We start from the raw sequence: 16021 nt of genomic DNA, 5'->3' as shown, positions 1-16021 counted from the left end.
AATCTTGCCCGAAAACTGCCCGCCCGAATCCATTGATCACTACCTCTACCCACCAGAGCATGACTTCAAACGGTTGCGGGAGAGGAACCCTATGTCACATCGCTCAAGACGCCGTTCGTTAGTAACCCGATCGACGGCCGTGGCCGCCGCGATCATCCTGGCCCTCACCGGGACGCCAGGGATCGCGTCAGCCGCCTCGAAGGCCCAGGTCAACCCCGAACTGGCGGCTGAACTGGCCCGGGAGGGCAGCACCGAATTCACCGTCTACCTGAAGGAACGCGCCCAGCTCGGCGGCGCCGCCCGGCTGTCCACCTCGGACGCCCGGGCCGCCGAGACCTACCGGCAGCTCACCGACACGGCGTCGCGCACCCAGCGTGGTCTGCGCGCCGAACTCGACGAGCGCAAGGTGCCCTACCAGGCGTTCTGGATCGCCAACGCGCTGCGGGTCACCGGCGACAAGGCCCTTGTGGACCTGATCGCCGCTCGCCCCGAGGTGGAGAGCATCGAGCCGGCGCGGACGTACGAACTGGTCGAGCCGGAGCGCAACGCTCCGACCGCCGACCGGTCCGGCACCAACGCCGTCGAGTGGAACATCACCAACGTCGAGGCGCCCCGGGTCTGGAGCGAGTACGGCGTCCGCGGTGAGGGCGTCGTGATCGGCAGCATCGACAGCGGTGCCCAGTTCGACCACCCGGCGCTGGTCAACAGCTACCGGGGCAACCTCGGCAACGGCACCTTCGACCACAACTACAACTGGTTCGACCCGTCGAACGTCTGCCCCGGCGACGTGCCGTGTGACAACAACGACCACGGCACCCACACCATGGGCACGATGACCGGCGACGACGGCGAAGCCAACCAGATCGGCGTCGCCCCGGGCGCCAAGTGGATGACCGCGAAGGGCTGCGAGAGCCGTAGCTGCAGCGACGCCGCCCTGCTCGCCTCCGGTCAGTGGATGCTCGCCCCCACCGACCTCAACGGCCAGAACCCCCGCCCCGACCTGCACGCCGACATCATCAACAACTCCTGGGGCGGTGGCGGCGGCGACGAGTGGTACCTGCAGACGGTCGCCGCCTGGCGGACGGTCGGCATGTTCCCCGTCTTCTCCGCCGGCAACTCCGGCCCGGGCTGCAACACCACCGGCTCGCCCGGCGACTACCCGATCTCGTACGCGGTCGGCGCGTACGACATCAACAACAACATCGGCAGCCTGTCCAGCCGCGGCTCGTCCGCCGTGGACGGTGGCATCAAGCCGAACATCGCCGCGCCGGGCATCAACGTCCGGTCCGCTGTGGACGGCAACGGGTACGCCGCGTTCAACGGCACCTCGATGGCCGCCCCGCACGTCTCCGGCACGATCGCGCTGATCTGGTCGGCGGCACCGAGCCTGATCGGCGACCTCGACGCCACCCAGGCACTGCTCGACGACACCGCCACCGACGTCAACGCGACCACCTGTGGCGGCACCGCCGACAACAACAACACCTTCGGCGAGGGCCGGCTGAACGCGTACCAGGCGGTCACCGCCGCCCCGCGCGGTCCGGTCGGCCGGGTCAGCGGCAGCGTCACCTCGGCCGGAAACCCGGTCGTCGGCGCGAACGTCGTCTCCGGCACCCGCAGCACCGTCACCGGCCCCGACGGCCGGTACGCGCTCAACCTGCCGGCCGGCGACCACGAGGTGACCGCCTCCGCGTACGGCTACGGCAGCCAGACCGCCACCGTCACGGTGACCGAGGGCGGCGCGGTGACCCGCGACTTCACCCTCACCGCCGCGCCGGTCGTCACGGTCAGCGGCAAGGTCACCGACGGCTCCGGCAAGGGCTACCCGCTCTACGCGAAGATCGAGGTTGCCGGCCGCCCCGGTGGCCCCGTCTTCACCAACCCGGCAACCGGCCAGTACTCGTTCACCGTGGCCGGCGACACCGACTACCGGTTCACCACCACCGTGCAGTACCCCGGCTACCAGACGGTCGTCCGGGACGTGACGGTCGGCTCGGCGGCGCAGACCGTGGACTTCGCCGTCCAGGTCGACCCCGCCTGCACGGCGGCCGGCTACTCGGCCTCGTTCGGCACGCCACTGGCGAGCGAGAGCTTCGACGCCACCACCACCCCGGCCGGCTGGTCGGTGGTCAACCGCACCGCGAGCGGCGGCTGGGTCTTCAACGACCCGGGCTTGCGGGGCAACCTGACCGGTGGCACCGGTAACTTCGCCATCATCGACAGTGACCGGTTGGGCAGCGGCAACACCCAGGACACCGACCTGATCTCGCCGCCGATCGACCTGTCCGACGCCACCGGCCCGTACCTGCGCTTCAACAGCGACTTCCGGGCCGTCGGCAGCACCAACACCGCCGACGTCGACGTCTCGATCGACGGTGGGACCACCTGGGTCAACGTCTGGCACCAGACCACCAGCCGGCGTGGGCCGACCATCGAGGAGATCTCGCTGGCCCCGGCAGCGGGTGCGGAAGAGGCCCTCATCCGGTTCCGTTACAAGGGCACCTGGGCCTGGTGGTGGCAGGTCGACGACGTCAAGGTCGTCAACCGCACCTGCTCCCCCGAGCCGGGTGGCCTGGTCGTCGGCTTCGTCACCGACGCCAACACCGGCGCGGCGGTCAACGGCGCGACCGTGACCAGTGGCGACGAGCCGCTGGACAAGGCGGTCTCGGCGGCGACGCCGGACGACCCGAACATCGGTGACGGCTTCTACTGGCTGTTCTCCAGCCTGACCGGATCGCACCCGTTCACCGCCACCCGGTCGCCGTACCAGCCGGTCACGAAGAACGTCAACGTGGCCGCCAACGGCACCGTACGGAGCGACTTCGCCCTGCCGTCGGGCCGGCTCACGGTCAGCCCGACGTCGATCGAGTCGCACCAGCCGTACGGCAGCACCCGCACCACCACGGTCACGGTCAAGAACACCGGTGGCGCCCCGGCGACCGTCGGGTTCGTCGAGCGGACCGGCGCGTTCGAACTGCTCGGCCGCCAGGGTGCGGTACTCGCCGAGCACCAGATGAAGGGCATCAGCAAGGCCGCCACCGGCACCGTCTACCCGGCGCCCGGGGTGACCGGGGCCGCCGCTCCGGCGGTCGACGAGGCCTGGACCCGCATCGCGAACTACCCGGCGGCCGTCTTCGACAACGCCGCCGCGACGCTGGACGGCAAGGTCTACACGGTCGGCGGCGGTAGCGGCAGCGGCATCGAGCGCAAGGCCTGGGTCTACGACCCGGAGACCAACGCCTGGACGGCGCTGCCGGACATGCCGAACGCCCGCGCCAAGCCGTCGGCGGCGGCCGTCGGCGGCAAGCTCTACGTCATCGGTGGTTGGGGGCCGGGCGGCACGCCGGTCGCCACGGTCGACGTCTTCGACCCGGCGGCCGGTACGTGGAGCACGCTGGCCGGCGTGACCAACCCGGCACCGCGGTCGGCGGCCGGTACGGCGGTCGTCGACGGCAAGGTCATCCTGGTGGGTGGCTGCGCCGACAGCGCCTGCACCGACTCCAACGACACGGTCATCTTCGACCCCGCCGCGGGCGCGTTCGGCACCGGTGCCGACTACCCGCTCGCGGTCGCGTGGATGTCCTGCGGCGGCATCGGTGGCCAGGTCTACTGCGCCGGCGGCGCCGGGGCGTCGGAGTTCACCGACGCGTACTCCTACGACCCGGGTGCCGACCAGTGGAGCCCGCTGCCGGACATGCCGATCGACCTGTGGGGTGCGCAGGGCACCTCCGCCGGTGGCCTGCTGGTGCTGGCCGGTGGCGTCACCGCCGCCTCCACCACGGTCACCAACCGGACGATCGCGTACGACCCGGTGGCGGCGGAATGGCTCAACCTGCCGAACGCCCAGTTCGCCCGCTACCGGGGTGCCGCCGCCTGCGGCGCGTACAAGATCGGTGGTTCGCCGTCGTCGTTCGTCGGCTCGGCGGACTCCGAAATGCTCGGCGGGCTCGACCTGTGCGACGCCGCCGGCGACGTGTCGTGGCTGTCGACCGACCCGACGGAGTTCACGCTGGCCCCGGGCGAGTCGAAGAAGGTGAAGGTCACCCTGACCGCCACCGCGGCGGCCGGGGTCGAGCAGCCGGGCACCTACACGGCCGAGCTGGGCATCGTCTCCGACACCTCCTACCCGGTCCCGGCGATCAGCGTCGAGATGAACGTCTCGCCGCCGACCAGCTGGGGCAAGGTGCAGGGCACCGTGATCGGTGAGACCTGTGCCGGGGTCAGGGTCGGCGTCGCGGCGACCGTCCGCCTCAACTCGCTCAACACGCCGGGCGTCGGCTACACGCTGACCTCGGGCGGCAACGGTACGTACGCGTACTGGATCCCGCGTGGGCGCTACGAGGTGATCGTGGCCAAGGACGGCTGGATCCCGCAGGCCGTACGGATCCAGGTGCAGCCGGGCTTCGTGGCGACGAGCGACTTCACGCTCGCGCCGTCGAGCCCCTGCGCGCCCCGCCTCGGCGGGATCTGATCCGGTCCCGGGGCCGGTCCGTCGGGTGGTGTGAAACCACCCGCGGGCCGGTCCCGGCCCGGATGGTCCGGACATGACGAAGGGGGAGCCGGTCACCGGCTCCCCCTTCGGTCGTCCTATGCCGGGTCAGCCCACGCTGACGCCGACCTCGTTGACGCCCTGCGCGGCGGTGACCGTCGCGTCACCGTTGCCGTGCCGGGACAGCGCCCGCAGCGTCCAGGTGCCGGGGGCGGCGAAGAACCGGAACTGGCCGGCCGGCGAGGTGACCACCTCGGCGGTGAACTCGCCGGTCGAGTCGAGCAGCCGGACGTAGGCGCCGGCCACCGCCTCACCGTCGGCGGTCTTGACCACGCCGGTGATGACGGTCTCGCGGGTGAGGTCGACCGATGCGGGCAACGGAGCCGCCTGGTCCGGCGCGGCGCAGCCGGTTGATGTGGGTGCGGTCATCGTCGTCAGGCCTTCCCGGGCTCGTCGCCGAGGACGACCGGCACACCGATGAGCGAGCCGTACTCGGTCCACGAACCGTCGTAGTTCTTCACGTTCTGGTGGCCGAGCAGCTCCTTGAGCACGAACCAGGTGTGCGAGGAGCGCTCGCCGATGCGGCAGTAGGCGATGGTGTCCTTGTCGTCCTCGAGACCCGCGTCGGCGTAGAGGGCGCGCAGCTCGTCGTCGGACTTGAAGGTGCCGTCCTCGTTGGCCGACTTGGACCACGGGACGTTGACCGCGGTCGGGATGTGGCCGGCCCGCTGGGCCTGCTCCTGCGGGAGGTGCGCCGGGGCGAGCAGCCGGCCGGCGAACTCGTCGGGCGAGCGCACGTCGACCAGGTTCTGGGTGCCGATGGCGGCCACGACCTCGTCCCGGAACGCCCGGATGGACAGGTCGGGGTCCTGGGCGACGTACTGCGTCGCCGGGCGGGAGACGGCGTCCTTCACCAGCGGACGGGCGTCGAGTTCCCACTTCTTGCGGCCACCGTCGATGAGCTTGACGTCGCCGTGCCCGTAGAGCTTGAAGTACCAGTAGGCGTAGGCGGCGAACCAGTTGTTGTTACCGCCGTAGAGCACGACGACGTCGTCGTTGGACACGCCACGCTCGGACAGCAGCGCCTCGAACTGCTCCTTGTTGACGAAGTCCCGGCGTACCGGGTCCTGGAGGTCCGTCTTCCAGTCGAGCTTGATCGCGCCGGCGAGGTGGCCGCCGTCGTACGCGGTGGTGTCCTCGTCGACCTCGACGAAGACGACGCCCGGGGCGCCGAGGTTCTTCTCGGCCCAGTCGGCCGAAACGAGTGCGGTGTCGCGACTCATCAGATCACTCCTTGTGACGATGGAGGTGGTGAGCCAGCGCGTTGATGATCACGGGATCGTTCGGTCGCACCACGCGCGGGACCCAGTTAGGGCGGATCACGGGTTTGTGCGACGGCGCCGCTGCCGAGCGTTCAGACCAGAGGGTACGCAGAGGGAGGCAGCCCCGCCGTCAGATGACGGGGCGACACAGGCAGGTGGCCACGCGGCACAGGTCGACCGCGCGCCGTTTGGTGAGGAACGTCCCCATGACCAGGCAGCCTACCAGCCGTGTTACCACGGCTGGTAGGTCGACCAGCATGCGGGAACCGCCGTCACACGGTGGAGTTGAGCGGCACGTCTTGGGCCGTCGCGGTCACCGCCAGGCCCTCCGGCAGCGGGCGTACCTCCTGCACGGCGAGTTCGAACGGCAGCGCCGGCAACGGCACGTCGATCGAGATCTGCCGGGCGTACGCGTTGACCAGCGCCTGGGCGGCCGGCACGTCGGGCAGCCCCTCGGCGGTCAGGTTCTCGAAACGGACCTGCACCTGTCCCTCGTTGATGGCCAGGTCGGCCGTGCCGTGGACGGTGAACTGCTGCCCCAGGACCTCCAGCGGGGCGCTCACCGCCAGCTGCCCGCCCTCCTCGGCGAGCGTCACGCCGGGCCGCTGGATCAGCGCGGCGACGCTGGCGTATGAGATGGTGCCGGTGCCCTCGACCGTGCGGGCCCGTACGTCACCCTGACCGGACCGGAGGGTCTCGATCGAGGCGGTGACGTCCCGGGCGTTGACGTCCAGTTCGGGCATGCTCACCGTGCGGCCCTGCACCGATCCCTCGACGTCGCGCAGCAGGATCGAGATCGACTCGTACCGGCCGGCGGCGACCTGGGTGAGGAACGGGAAACCGCCGACCGACACCTCCGGCTGCGACGCCTGGAGATTCTGCCGGCTGACCTCGGTGCTCACCTGTTGTGCGATCGTCCGCTCGGCGAAGCCGACGGCGGCCCGGTCGGCGACGACGAGCAGGCCGGCCAGCACCAGGAGCAGGATCACCGCCACGATGAGCAGCCGCCGGCCCCGGCGGCGCGGCCGGACCTCCCGCGTCGGATAGCTGTCTGCCACGCCCGCCTCCTGTCTTCCGCTGTACGCCGCCCCGGTGGGGCGGCCGGCCGTCTTCCGCTGTACGCCGCCCCGCTGGGGCGGCCGGCCCGTCTTCCGCTGTACGCCACCCCGCTGGGGGCGGCCGGCCGCGGTGCCGACGATTCCCGCGCGCCGGGCTGATTCTGTACCCGGATCGCGGCGCCGGCACGCTCGCCGCCGCGCGGATGGCACTATCGCGCGAGTCGGCGCCGTGATCCGTCGCCGTGGTCGGCCGGGGCGGATCAGAGGTAGAGCACCGTCATGGCGTACGCGACCGGGGCGGCCAGCGCGAATCCGCCCAGCGGTCCCTGGAGGTGCCGGGCCAGCCAGAGGGTCGGCGGATCGCCGGCCATCTGCCGTCCCGCCTCGGCGTAGCCGGCCCCGAGATCGGTCAGTACGGCGGCACCGGCGGCGACCAGCCCGATCACCGCCCCGCTCGCCGGGGTGAAAGACACGAGGTAGCTGCCGAGGACCGCGCTCGCCAGGGTGCCGCACATCGCGCCGGCGACGACGCCGGCAGCGCCGCGCGGCACCTGGGGGGCCAGCCGTGGCCAGAGGAACACGGCGTCGGTCACCCGGGCCACGAGGAGCGCCACCGCGGCCGCCGTCGCCACGACGAAGATGGCCTGGGTGCCGGCCGGAACCCGGCTGAGGACCAGCAGCGTGCCCAGCGCCATCACCCCGAAGGTGACCAGCAGGGTGGCGCCGACCGACTCGGTCAGCCGGGCCCGGTCGGCCCGGCGGACCAGCTGGCCGAGGACGGCCAGGACGGCACCGCCGATCGCCACGAGGAGCAGCGGCGAAAGGCCGGCCTCCTGCCGGGTGACCGCGAGCAGGTCGGCGGCGGCGGCGACGGCGACGGCCACCCCGGCGACCCAGGGCAGCGCCGGTGGCCGGGTCGCCATGGTCCAGGCCAGGACGAAGAGCACCTGTACGCCGAAGACGACGACCGCGAACGGGATCCGGGCGCCCGGGCCGGACGTCTGCGCGCCGAGGATCAGGCCGACCCCGACCAGCACGGCGAAGCCGGCGATCGCGGCCGACAGCCGGCGGCGTACCGGCACGATCTCGATCTCGTCCTCGAACTCGGCGTCGTCGTCGGGCTCGTGGCCGGGGTCCCCCTCGCGCGCCGCGGGTCCCGGATCGGCCGGATAGCCGCGCCGACCCGGTCCGTGCGGCGGACCGGCCGCGCCGGGGGGTGGGTCGTCGGACCAGGCGTCGCGGCCGGCCGCGGGCGGCGTGGAGGGATACACCCTCCGATCCTTGCAGACGCCGGAAATGACGCACGGATCACGCGGACACCCCCGGACAACGCCTCATCCGTTATGGCCGAACACACAGATGATCGGACCGGCACCCGCCGTTTTCGGGCCATGGATCGGTTAAGCTCGGCCCTTACCCGCCCCGTCAGCGACGCCGGGACCGGCAACTCCGCGGCAACGACAGCTGACCGCCCACGACGCGGCGCGACCAGCTCGACAGCCGCCGGTCACCGCGCGGCCAGCGGCCGCGAGGACGGAGGTGAAGTGTGGAGATCCTGCTGCTGGTGACCGCACGGGCCGGCGAACCATCCGCCGTACTGCCCGCGCTCGACCTGCTTCCGCACGCGGTACGCACCGCACCACGAGACGTACGCACACTGGTGTCCGCCCCCAGCCCGGACGCCGTCATGGTCGACGCCCGGTCCGAGCTGAGCGAGGCGCGGGCCACCTGCCGGATGCTGCACGCCACCGGTCTCGGGGTGCCGCTGATCGCGGTCGTCACCGAGGCCGGGCTCATCGCGCTCACCGCCGACTGGGGTGTCGACGACGTCATCCTGGCCAGTGCCGGGCCGGCCGAGGTCGAGGCCCGGCTGCGGCTCGCGGTCGGACGGCTCAGCAACGCGACCGCCGGCGCCGGTGGATCGATCCGCGCCGGTGAGCTCAACATCGACCCCGACACCTACGCCGCCAAGCTCAAGGGCCGGCCGCTCGACCTCACCTACAAGGAGTTCGAGCTGCTGAAGTTCCTCGCCCAGCACCCCGGCCGGGTCTTCACCCGCGACCAGTTGCTGCGCGAGGTCTGGGGCTACGACTACTTCGGCGGCACCCGCACCGTCGACGTGCACGTCCGGCGGTTGCGGGCCAAGCTCGGCTCCGAATACGAGTCGATGATCGGCACGGTCCGCCAGGTCGGCTACAAGTTCGTCGTACCCCCGTCGCGGTCGCTGCCGGATTCGGAGCCCGCGCCGCTGCCGGTCTGATCCGCACCCCTATACCGGTTCCGTCGCCGTGCGGCGGGATATCCGACGAGCGCCACCCGGTTTTCCGGGTGGCGCTCGGCTTTGTGTGCCCCTCCGGCCGCCGTGTGGCCGATTTGCTTTAAACACGCTTTTAGCGCTCTAAGTCGTACTTACTCTGGTTGCCGGAATCGGTACAGAGGAGGCGGTTGTGGGCCAGGTGAACGACGAGGCGCCAGTGAAGCGGCGGGACGCCGTACTCGCCTGGCTGCGCGGGCGAGCGGTCGTACCCGCCGTCCTGGCCGTGGCGGCGATCCTGACCGGCGCCTACTCGCTCGGGCTGGCCGTCGACCCGTACGTCGCACCGGCCTCGACCGCCGCCAGCCCCAGCGCCTCCGCGACCGCCACCCCGGTCACCAAGCCGGCCGCCCAGGAGCGGGCCCGCCGCAACTCCGAGCCGATGGCGCAGCCGATCACCGGGCCCAACCGGCCGCCGCTGCCGGAGGACCGGAACGGGCCGTTCGGCAGCCGGATGACGACCGGCATGTCGTACGTCGCCCTCACCTTCGACGACGGGCCCGACCCGAACTACACCCCGCAGGCCCTGGCACTGCTGCGGCGGTACGAGGTCCGGGCCACCTTCTGTCTGGTCGGCGAGAACGCCCGTCGCTACCCGCACCTGGTACGCGCCATCGTGGCCGACGGGCACACCCTGTGCAACCACTCGTGGAACCACGACTTCGCCCTCGGGGCGCGGGGCCGGACGGTGATCGAGAACGACCTGCGCCGGACGAACGAGGCCATCCTGGCCGCCGTCCCCGGCGAGAAGATCTCCTACTTCCGCCACCCCGGCGGCAACTGGACACCGGGCGCGGTCGCGGTGGCCCGGGAGATGGGCATGACCTCCCTGCACTGGACGGTCGACCCACAGGACTGGACGGTGCCCGGTGCGGGCAGCATCGCGGCGACGGTGAACGCGGGCGCCCACCCCGGTGCGATCGTGCTGCTGCACGACGCGGGCGGCAACCGGCAGGGCACCGTCAACGCGCTGCGGTCGATCCTGCCCAACGTGGGCCGCCGCTTCCTGCTCGAGGCACTGCCGGCCGGGATCGACCAGCCGCCCCGCTTCGGGCTCGAACTGCCGCTGCACCCGGGCCAGATCTGACCCCCCGCGGTGTACGGCGGCGCACCGTCGCCGGTGTCCGGCGGCGGCGCCGGATACCGTGACGGGGTGAGCACCGAACGCCCCCTCGTCCAGTCCGCCGAGCGGCTCGATCCGGCGGGGACCGCCGAGGTGCTGGCGCTGGCCGCGACCGCCGACCGCGCCGACGGCGCCCAGCCGCTGTCGGAACAGGTCGTGCTACGGATCCGGCACGGGTCGGACACCCCGGCGGCGCACCTGACGATCCGGGACACCGCGGGCGAACTCACCGGATACGCGTACGTCGACGCGTCCGGCGCGACCGACGGTGCCGCCGCCGAACTGGTCGTACACCCGATGCGACGCCGGCAGGGTCTCGGCCGCGAACTGGTGCTCGCCGTGATCGGCACGGCGGGGCCGGTGGGCCCCCTCCGGGTGTGGGCGCACGGCGACCATCCGTCGGCCGGCGCCCTGGCGCTGCGGCTGGGTTTCCGCCGCGACCGGGTGCTGTTCTCCCAGCGCCGGTCGCTGGCCGAGCCGATCCCGGAGCCGCGGCTGGCCGACGGCGTGACGCTGCGCCCGTTCCGGCCCGGCGAGGACGACGAGCCCTGGCTCGCGGTCAACAACCGGGCCTTCGCGAAGCATCCGGAACAGGGCCGCTGGACCCTGGACGACCTGCGGGCCCGGATCGCCGAACCGTGGTTCGACCCGACCGGCTTCCTGCTGGCGACCGACGGCCCGACCGGCCGGATCCTCGGCTTCCACTGGACCAAGGTGCACGACGGTGGCCGGGGTGCCGAGCCGATCGGCGAGGTGTACGTCCTCGGCGTCGACCCGGCCGCCCACGGCACCGGTCTGGGGACCGCGCTGACCCTGGCCGGGCTACGTCATCTGCGCGAGCGCGGCCTGGGCGAGGCGATGCTGTACGTCGACGAGTCGAACACCGGCGCCATCGCGCTGTACGGCCGGCTCGGTTTCGCCCGCTGGACCGTCGACGTCAACTACGTACGGGACTAGGACAGGACGAACCGGACCTCGCCATCCGGCATGACCTCCAGCTTCGGCATGATGATCCGGCCGGCGTCGCGGTCGGCCGCCGCGGCCAGCACCGCCGGGATGTCCGCGCACGCGGCCACCTCGCGCAGGGTCACCAGCGTCGGCGGCAGCATCGCGAACCCACCCGCCTCGGCCCGGGCGACCGCCTCGGCCGGCTTGATCCACATTGTGTGGTCGGCCTCCCCGGACACGTCCCGCGTCCGCTGCCCCCGCGGCAGCAGGGCCACGAAGAAGTACGTGTCGAAGCGGCGGGGTTCGAACTCCGGCGTGATCCAGCGGCTCCACGGGACCAGCAGGTCCGAGCGCAGCGTCAGCCGGCGCTCGCGGAGCAGGTCGGCGAACCCGAGTTCGCGGGCCACCAGGGCCCGGCGGGCCGCCTCCCAGTCGTCACCGCTGACGTCGCCGACGACGGTGTCACCGCCGGGGCCGGCGAGCAGCACCCCGGCCTCCTCGAACACCTCGCGTACGGCCGCGCACACCACCGCCTGGGCCGGCCCGTCGGAGAGCCCCAGCCGGCGCCCCCACTCCCCCGTGTCCGGCCCGGCCCAGTCGAGCTGCCCCTCGGAGTCGGTCGGGTCGACGCCCCCGCCCGGAAAGGCGTGCATGCCGCCGAACGCCATCGCGGCGAGGCGCCGGATGACGTACGCCTCGAAGCCGCCGGCGTCGGCCGGCCGCAGCAGCACGACGGTGGCCGCGACCCGGGGCGGCACCGGCCGCTCCTCGGCGCGGTAGAACCGGGTGGCGCGGGCGAGCAGGTCCTCCGGCACCGGGAAGTGGAGATCGGGTGCCGGCACCGGGGGCTGGGAGTTGAGTGCCTCCGGCACCGGGAGTTGGGGGGCGGGTGCCTCCGGCACCGGGGGCTGGGGGTCGGTCGATGTCACCCGGCCAGCCTATGCCGGCGGCCGGGAGCCGGCCCGCCACCGGGCCCTCGCCGGGCCGGGACGGGACGATCTCGCTCTCGGCGGCCGGGCCGGCCTCGACTAGCGTGCGGGCATGACTCGTTGGGGCATCCTCGCCACCGGCCACATCGCCGGCAGGTTCGTCGAAGACCTTGGTTTGCTGCCGGACGCCGAGGTGGTGGCGGTCGGCTCCCGGTCGTTGCCGAGCGCCCAGGCGTTCGCCGACCGGTACGGCATCCCGCGCGCGTACGGGACCTGGAAGGAGTTGGCCGCCGACGGCGACGTCGACGTGGTGTACGTCGCCACCCCGCACTCCGCGCACCACCTGGCCACCATGATCTGCCTCGACGCCGGCCGGGCGGTGCTGTGCGAGAAGCCGTTCACGCTCGACCTGGCCACCACGACCGAACTGATCGAGGCGGCGCGGGCCCGCGACCTGTTCCTGATGGAAGCGATGTGGATGCGCTGCAACCCGACGATCCTGCGGGTGCTGGAGCTGATCGCCGACGGGGCGATCGGCGAGGTGACCACCGTACGGGCTGATTTCGGGCTGGCCGGGCCGTTCCCGCCCGAGCACCGGCTGCGGGCCCGGGAGCTCGGCGGTGGTGCCCTGCTCGACCTCGGCGTCTATCCGGTGAGCCTGGCCTACCTGCTGCTCGGCCGCCCCGACCAGGTACGCGCCTGGGCGAAGATCGGGCCGGAGGGCGTCGACGAGAACACCGGGATCGTGCTGGGTTACGAGTCGGGGGTGGTGGCGACGCTGACCTGCGGGCTGGTGGGCGGCACGCCGACCACCGCCTCGGTGACCGGCACCCTGGGGCGGATCGAACTGCCCTCGCCGTTCTTCCGGCCGGGCGGGTTCACTCTGCTGCGGGCGGGTGCGGAGGCGGAGACCGTGGTGACCGAGCAGACCGGTGGCGGCTACCAGTACGAGGCGGCCGAGGTGCAGCGGTGCCTGCGGGCGGGGCTGCGGGAGAGTCCGCTGGTGCCGCACGCCGCGACCCTGGACGTGATGTCGCTGCTCGACACGGTCCGCGCGCAGATCGGCGTCTCGTACACCTGACCCCACGCCCCGCGATCTTGCACTTGTCTCCCCCTTTTGTCGCCTTTGACGGGCGAGGAGTGCAAGATCGCGGGGACGGGTGTGGCTAGAACAGCGGGCGGACGATCAGGTAGAACAGGGCGGCCATGGAGCCGGCGGCGGGGAAGGTGAGGATCCAGGCGCCGACGATGTTGCCGGCCACCCCCCACCGGACCGCCGACAGCCGCTTGGTCGCCCCGACGCCCATGATCGCCGAGGTGATCGTGTGCGTGGTGGAGATCGGCGCGCCGAGCACCAGGGCGTTGAAGTAGAGCACGCCGCTGGCGACGGTCTCGGCGGCGAAACCCTCCGGCGGGCGCAGGTCGATGATCTTGCGACCGAGGGTACGGATGATCCGCCAGCCGCCCGCGTAGGTGCCCAGCGCCAGCACGGTCGCCGAGGTCCAGAACGCCCACTCCGGAATGGTCTCCGCGTCGCTCTGGTAACCGCCGACGTACAGGGCCAGCACGATGATGCCGATCGTCTTGGCGGCGTCCTGCATGCCGTGGCCGACCGACATCGCCGCGGCCGAGGCCGTCTGCGCCCACCGGAAACCGCGGTTCAGCTTGCCCGGGTGCCCGTTGCGGAAGGTCCACAGGACCAGCAGCATCACCAGGTAGCCGAGCACGAAGCCGACCACCGGCGACAGGATCATCGGCACCACGACGTCGGACAGGATGCCGCTCCACAGGACCTCGCCGGCGGCGACCAGGGTCGCGCCGACGACGCCGCCGATGAGCGCGTGCGACGACGACGAGGGCAGGCCGAAGTACCAGGTGATGAGGTTCCAGGTGATCGCGCCGACCACCCCGGCGAAGACGATGGCGAGGCTCGCCTTGCCGGTGGGCAGGTTGACCAGCCCGCTACCGACGGTCTTGGCCACCTCGGCGCCGAAGTGGGCGCCGATGAAGTTGCCGATGGCGGCCATGCCCAGCGCGACGCCGGGGGTCAGCGCCCGGGTCGAGATGCTGGTGGCGATGGCGTTTGCCGCGTCGTGGAAGCCGTTGGTGTAGTCGAAGACCAGGGCGACCAGGATGACGGCCAGAACTGCGATGAGCTCGGGGGACAAGGCCTAGGACTCCTTGACCGCGATGGTCTCGACTGTGTTCGCCACGTGCTCGAAGGCGTCGCAGGCGGCTTCCAGCTCGTCGGCGACCTCCTTCATCTTCAGCACGGTCAGCGCGTCGTACTCGCCGGAGAAGAGCCGGACGAGCAGCATCCGGTAGGCGCGGTCACCCTCGTTCTCCAGCCGGTTGCACTCGATCCAGTAGTCCTCGAGGTCCTTCATCGACCGCAGCCGGGGCATCGCCTCGGCGGTCAGCTTGGCCTGCTGGTCCAGCACGTCGACCAGCTCGTGCATCTCCCGGGGCAGCGACGGCAACTTGGTCAGCCCGTAGAGGTAGAGCAGGTTGCCGACCGCCTCGAGGTGGTCCATGACGTCGTCGAGCTGCGAGCCGAGCTGGTAGATGTCCTCGCGGTCGAACGGCGTGATGAACGCGGAGTTGATCTTCTTGTAGAGCTGGTGGGTGATCTGGTCGCTGTCGTGCTCGACCTCGGTCAGCCGCTCGCTGACCGACTGGACGTCGACGTCCGGCAGGGCCAGCTCGTTGAGCAGTTCGGTGCCCCGTACCAGGTTCTCCGCCGCCCTGGTGAAGAGCTCGTAGAAGGCGCCCTCGGTGGGGCGGAAGGAAAACTTCACAGCGCGGACCTCGTTGCTCCTGATCGACGGGGATGCGGCCTCGGGGACGGTTCCCCGGGATCCTCGGGGAATGCTAGGGAACCCCGAATCGCGCCTGCTGAGCGCCCACCCCTGGTCATGCGCCATTAGTGCCCAGTTCACCCTCCGTTTACCTTCGTCAGAGTGACGGAATGACCTGTTCCTCCAGCCGCCGCCGCTCCCGCTCGACGTCGAAAGTCGCCGCCGGGTAGGACAGCCCGAGGTCGGCGAAGGTCTCGCGGAGCAGGTTCGCCACCGCCCAGTCGCGGTACCACTTACGGTCGGCCGGTACGACGTACCACGGCGTCCGGTCGGTGCTGCAATACGCCAGCGCCTCGGCGTACGCGGCCTGGTAGTCGGCCCACCGGCGACGGGCCTCGACGTCACTCGGGTGGTACTTCCAGTGCTTGTGCGGATCGGTCAGCCGCTCCATCAGCCGTTCCCGCTGCTCTTCGGGTGAGATATGCAACATCACCTTCACGAGCGTGAAGCCGCTGTCGACGAGTTCCGCCTCGAACTCGTTGATCTGGTCGTAGCGGGCCCGCCAGACGCTCTCCGGCACCAGTTCGTCGACCCGCGCGATGAGCACGTCCTCGTAGTGTGACCGATTGAACACCCCGAGATAGCCCGGGGCCGGCAGCGCGCGCCGGATCCGCCAGAGGAAATCGTGCGACAACTCCTCCGCGGTCGGCGCCCCGAACGACCGGATGTGCAGGCCGAGCGGGTTCATCGCGCCCGCCACCCGCTTGATCGTGCCGTCCTTGCCACCGCAGTCCATCGCCTGCAACACCAGCAGGACGCGGCGGTCGAAATCCGGCTCGGTCTTCGCCAGCGCCGCCAGCTTCTCCTGCTCCTCGGCGAGTTCCCGGCCGATCTGCGCGACCTGGGCCCGCCCCCATGCCTTGGGCACCGGCCCGACCACGTCACCGGTCGGCAGTCCGGGTGTGGACCTCGGCCGGATCGCATTGAGATCCACCGGTCCGGGTCCGCCGACCCGTAACAGATCCCGCATCTCGCTCACG

General features: G+C 71.6%; 14 protein-coding genes. 5 read left to right on the top strand and 9 right to left on the bottom strand.

Going from position 1 to position 16021, the window contains the following annotated elements; genetic code table 11:
• Positions 1 to 91: 91 nt before the first annotated feature.
• On the top strand, positions 92 to 4471 hold the full coding sequence (locus AB0I42_RS08870) for a S8 family serine peptidase (RefSeq protein ID WP_357535685.1): 4380 nt from the start codon (positions 92 to 94) through the stop codon (positions 4469 to 4471).
• A gap of 126 nt (positions 4472 to 4597) precedes the next feature.
• Here AB0I42_RS08870 and AB0I42_RS08865 read toward each other — a convergent pair whose 3' ends face one another.
• The 5 genes from AB0I42_RS08865 to AB0I42_RS08845 all read right to left on the bottom strand — a co-directional run bounded on the left by AB0I42_RS08865 (position 4598) and on the right by AB0I42_RS08845 (position 8140).
• A complete protein-coding gene (locus tag AB0I42_RS08865) occupies positions 4598 to 4927 on the bottom strand; it encodes a DUF1416 domain-containing protein (protein WP_357535683.1) in 330 nt (109 codons plus the stop codon).
• Positions 4924 to 5772, bottom strand: coding sequence for a sulfurtransferase (locus AB0I42_RS08860; RefSeq protein ID WP_357535519.1), 849 nt, complete (start codon positions 5770 to 5772; stop codon positions 4924 to 4926). Before AB0I42_RS08860 ends, AB0I42_RS08865 begins: the two co-directional genes overlap by 4 nt.
• A 169-nt stretch (positions 5773 to 5941) precedes the next feature.
• Positions 5942 to 6019, bottom strand: coding sequence for an Ms5788A family Cys-rich leader peptide (locus AB0I42_RS08855; RefSeq protein ID WP_331716730.1), 78 nt, complete (start codon positions 6017 to 6019; stop codon positions 5942 to 5944).
• A gap of 64 nt (positions 6020 to 6083) precedes the next feature.
• Positions 6084 to 6869 (bottom strand): DUF2993 domain-containing protein, encoded by a 786-nt coding sequence (locus AB0I42_RS08850; RefSeq protein WP_357535518.1) that lies wholly within the window; start codon positions 6867 to 6869, stop codon positions 6084 to 6086.
• Between the two features lie 260 nt (positions 6870 to 7129).
• The gene (locus tag AB0I42_RS08845) at positions 7130 to 8140 is read right to left on the bottom strand and encodes a hypothetical protein (RefSeq protein WP_357535516.1); all 1011 of its coding nucleotides are present in this window, start codon (positions 8138 to 8140) and stop codon (positions 7130 to 7132) included.
• 275 nt (positions 8141 to 8415) lie between these two features.
• On the opposite strand from AB0I42_RS08845, the gene AB0I42_RS08840 reads away from it, so the two are divergent.
• The 3 genes from AB0I42_RS08840 (at position 8416) to mshD (ending at position 11263) form a co-directional block, all read left to right on the top strand.
• The gene (locus AB0I42_RS08840; RefSeq protein WP_212825987.1) at positions 8416 to 9129 is read left to right on the top strand and encodes a response regulator transcription factor; all 714 of its coding nucleotides are present in this window, start codon (positions 8416 to 8418) and stop codon (positions 9127 to 9129) included.
• A gap of 187 nt (positions 9130 to 9316) precedes the next feature.
• Positions 9317 to 10270, top strand: coding sequence for a polysaccharide deacetylase family protein (locus AB0I42_RS08835; protein ID WP_357535514.1), 954 nt, complete (start codon positions 9317 to 9319; stop codon positions 10268 to 10270).
• A 66-nt stretch (positions 10271 to 10336) separates the two neighbouring features.
• Positions 10337 to 11263: a mycothiol synthase gene (mshD, locus tag AB0I42_RS08830; RefSeq protein ID WP_357535512.1), complete on the top strand. Its 927-nt coding sequence runs from the start codon at positions 10337 to 10339 to the stop codon at positions 11261 to 11263.
• Here the strand turns inward: mshD and AB0I42_RS08825 are convergent.
• Complete coding sequence (locus AB0I42_RS08825; RefSeq protein WP_357535681.1) at positions 11260 to 12057, bottom strand: NUDIX hydrolase; 798 nt, start codon at positions 12055 to 12057, stop codon at positions 11260 to 11262. The genes mshD and AB0I42_RS08825 overlap by 4 nt on opposite strands.
• 238 nt (positions 12058 to 12295) lie before the next feature.
• Between AB0I42_RS08825 and AB0I42_RS08820 the strand changes: the two genes are divergently transcribed.
• Positions 12296 to 13264: a Gfo/Idh/MocA family oxidoreductase gene (locus tag AB0I42_RS08820; protein WP_357535511.1), complete on the top strand. Its 969-nt coding sequence runs from the start codon at positions 12296 to 12298 to the stop codon at positions 13262 to 13264.
• 85 nt (positions 13265 to 13349) lie between these two features.
• Here the strand turns inward: AB0I42_RS08820 and AB0I42_RS08815 are convergent, their stop codons facing one another.
• The 3 genes from AB0I42_RS08815 to AB0I42_RS08805 all read right to left on the bottom strand — a co-directional run bounded on the left by AB0I42_RS08815 (position 13350) and on the right by AB0I42_RS08805 (position 16011).
• Positions 13350 to 14351, bottom strand: a complete 1002-nt coding sequence (locus AB0I42_RS08815) for an inorganic phosphate transporter (protein WP_357535509.1) — start codon at positions 14349 to 14351, stop codon at positions 13350 to 13352.
• Between the two features lie 3 nt (positions 14352 to 14354).
• Entirely contained in the window at positions 14355 to 14981 is a 627-nt protein-coding gene (locus tag AB0I42_RS08810; protein WP_357535507.1) for a DUF47 family protein, read from the bottom strand.
• Positions 14982 to 15138: 157 nt separating this feature from the next.
• A complete protein-coding gene (locus AB0I42_RS08805; protein WP_357535679.1) occupies positions 15139 to 16011 on the bottom strand; it encodes a PPK2 family polyphosphate kinase in 873 nt (290 codons plus the stop codon).
• Positions 16012 to 16021 lie beyond the last annotated feature (10 nt).

The sequence above is a fragment of the Polymorphospora sp. NPDC050346 genome (assembly GCF_040655695.1).
GTDB classification, from domain to species: Bacteria; Actinomycetota; Actinomycetes; order Mycobacteriales; family Micromonosporaceae; genus Polymorphospora; species Polymorphospora lycopeni.
This window is presented reverse-complemented; position numbering and strand designations above follow the sequence as displayed.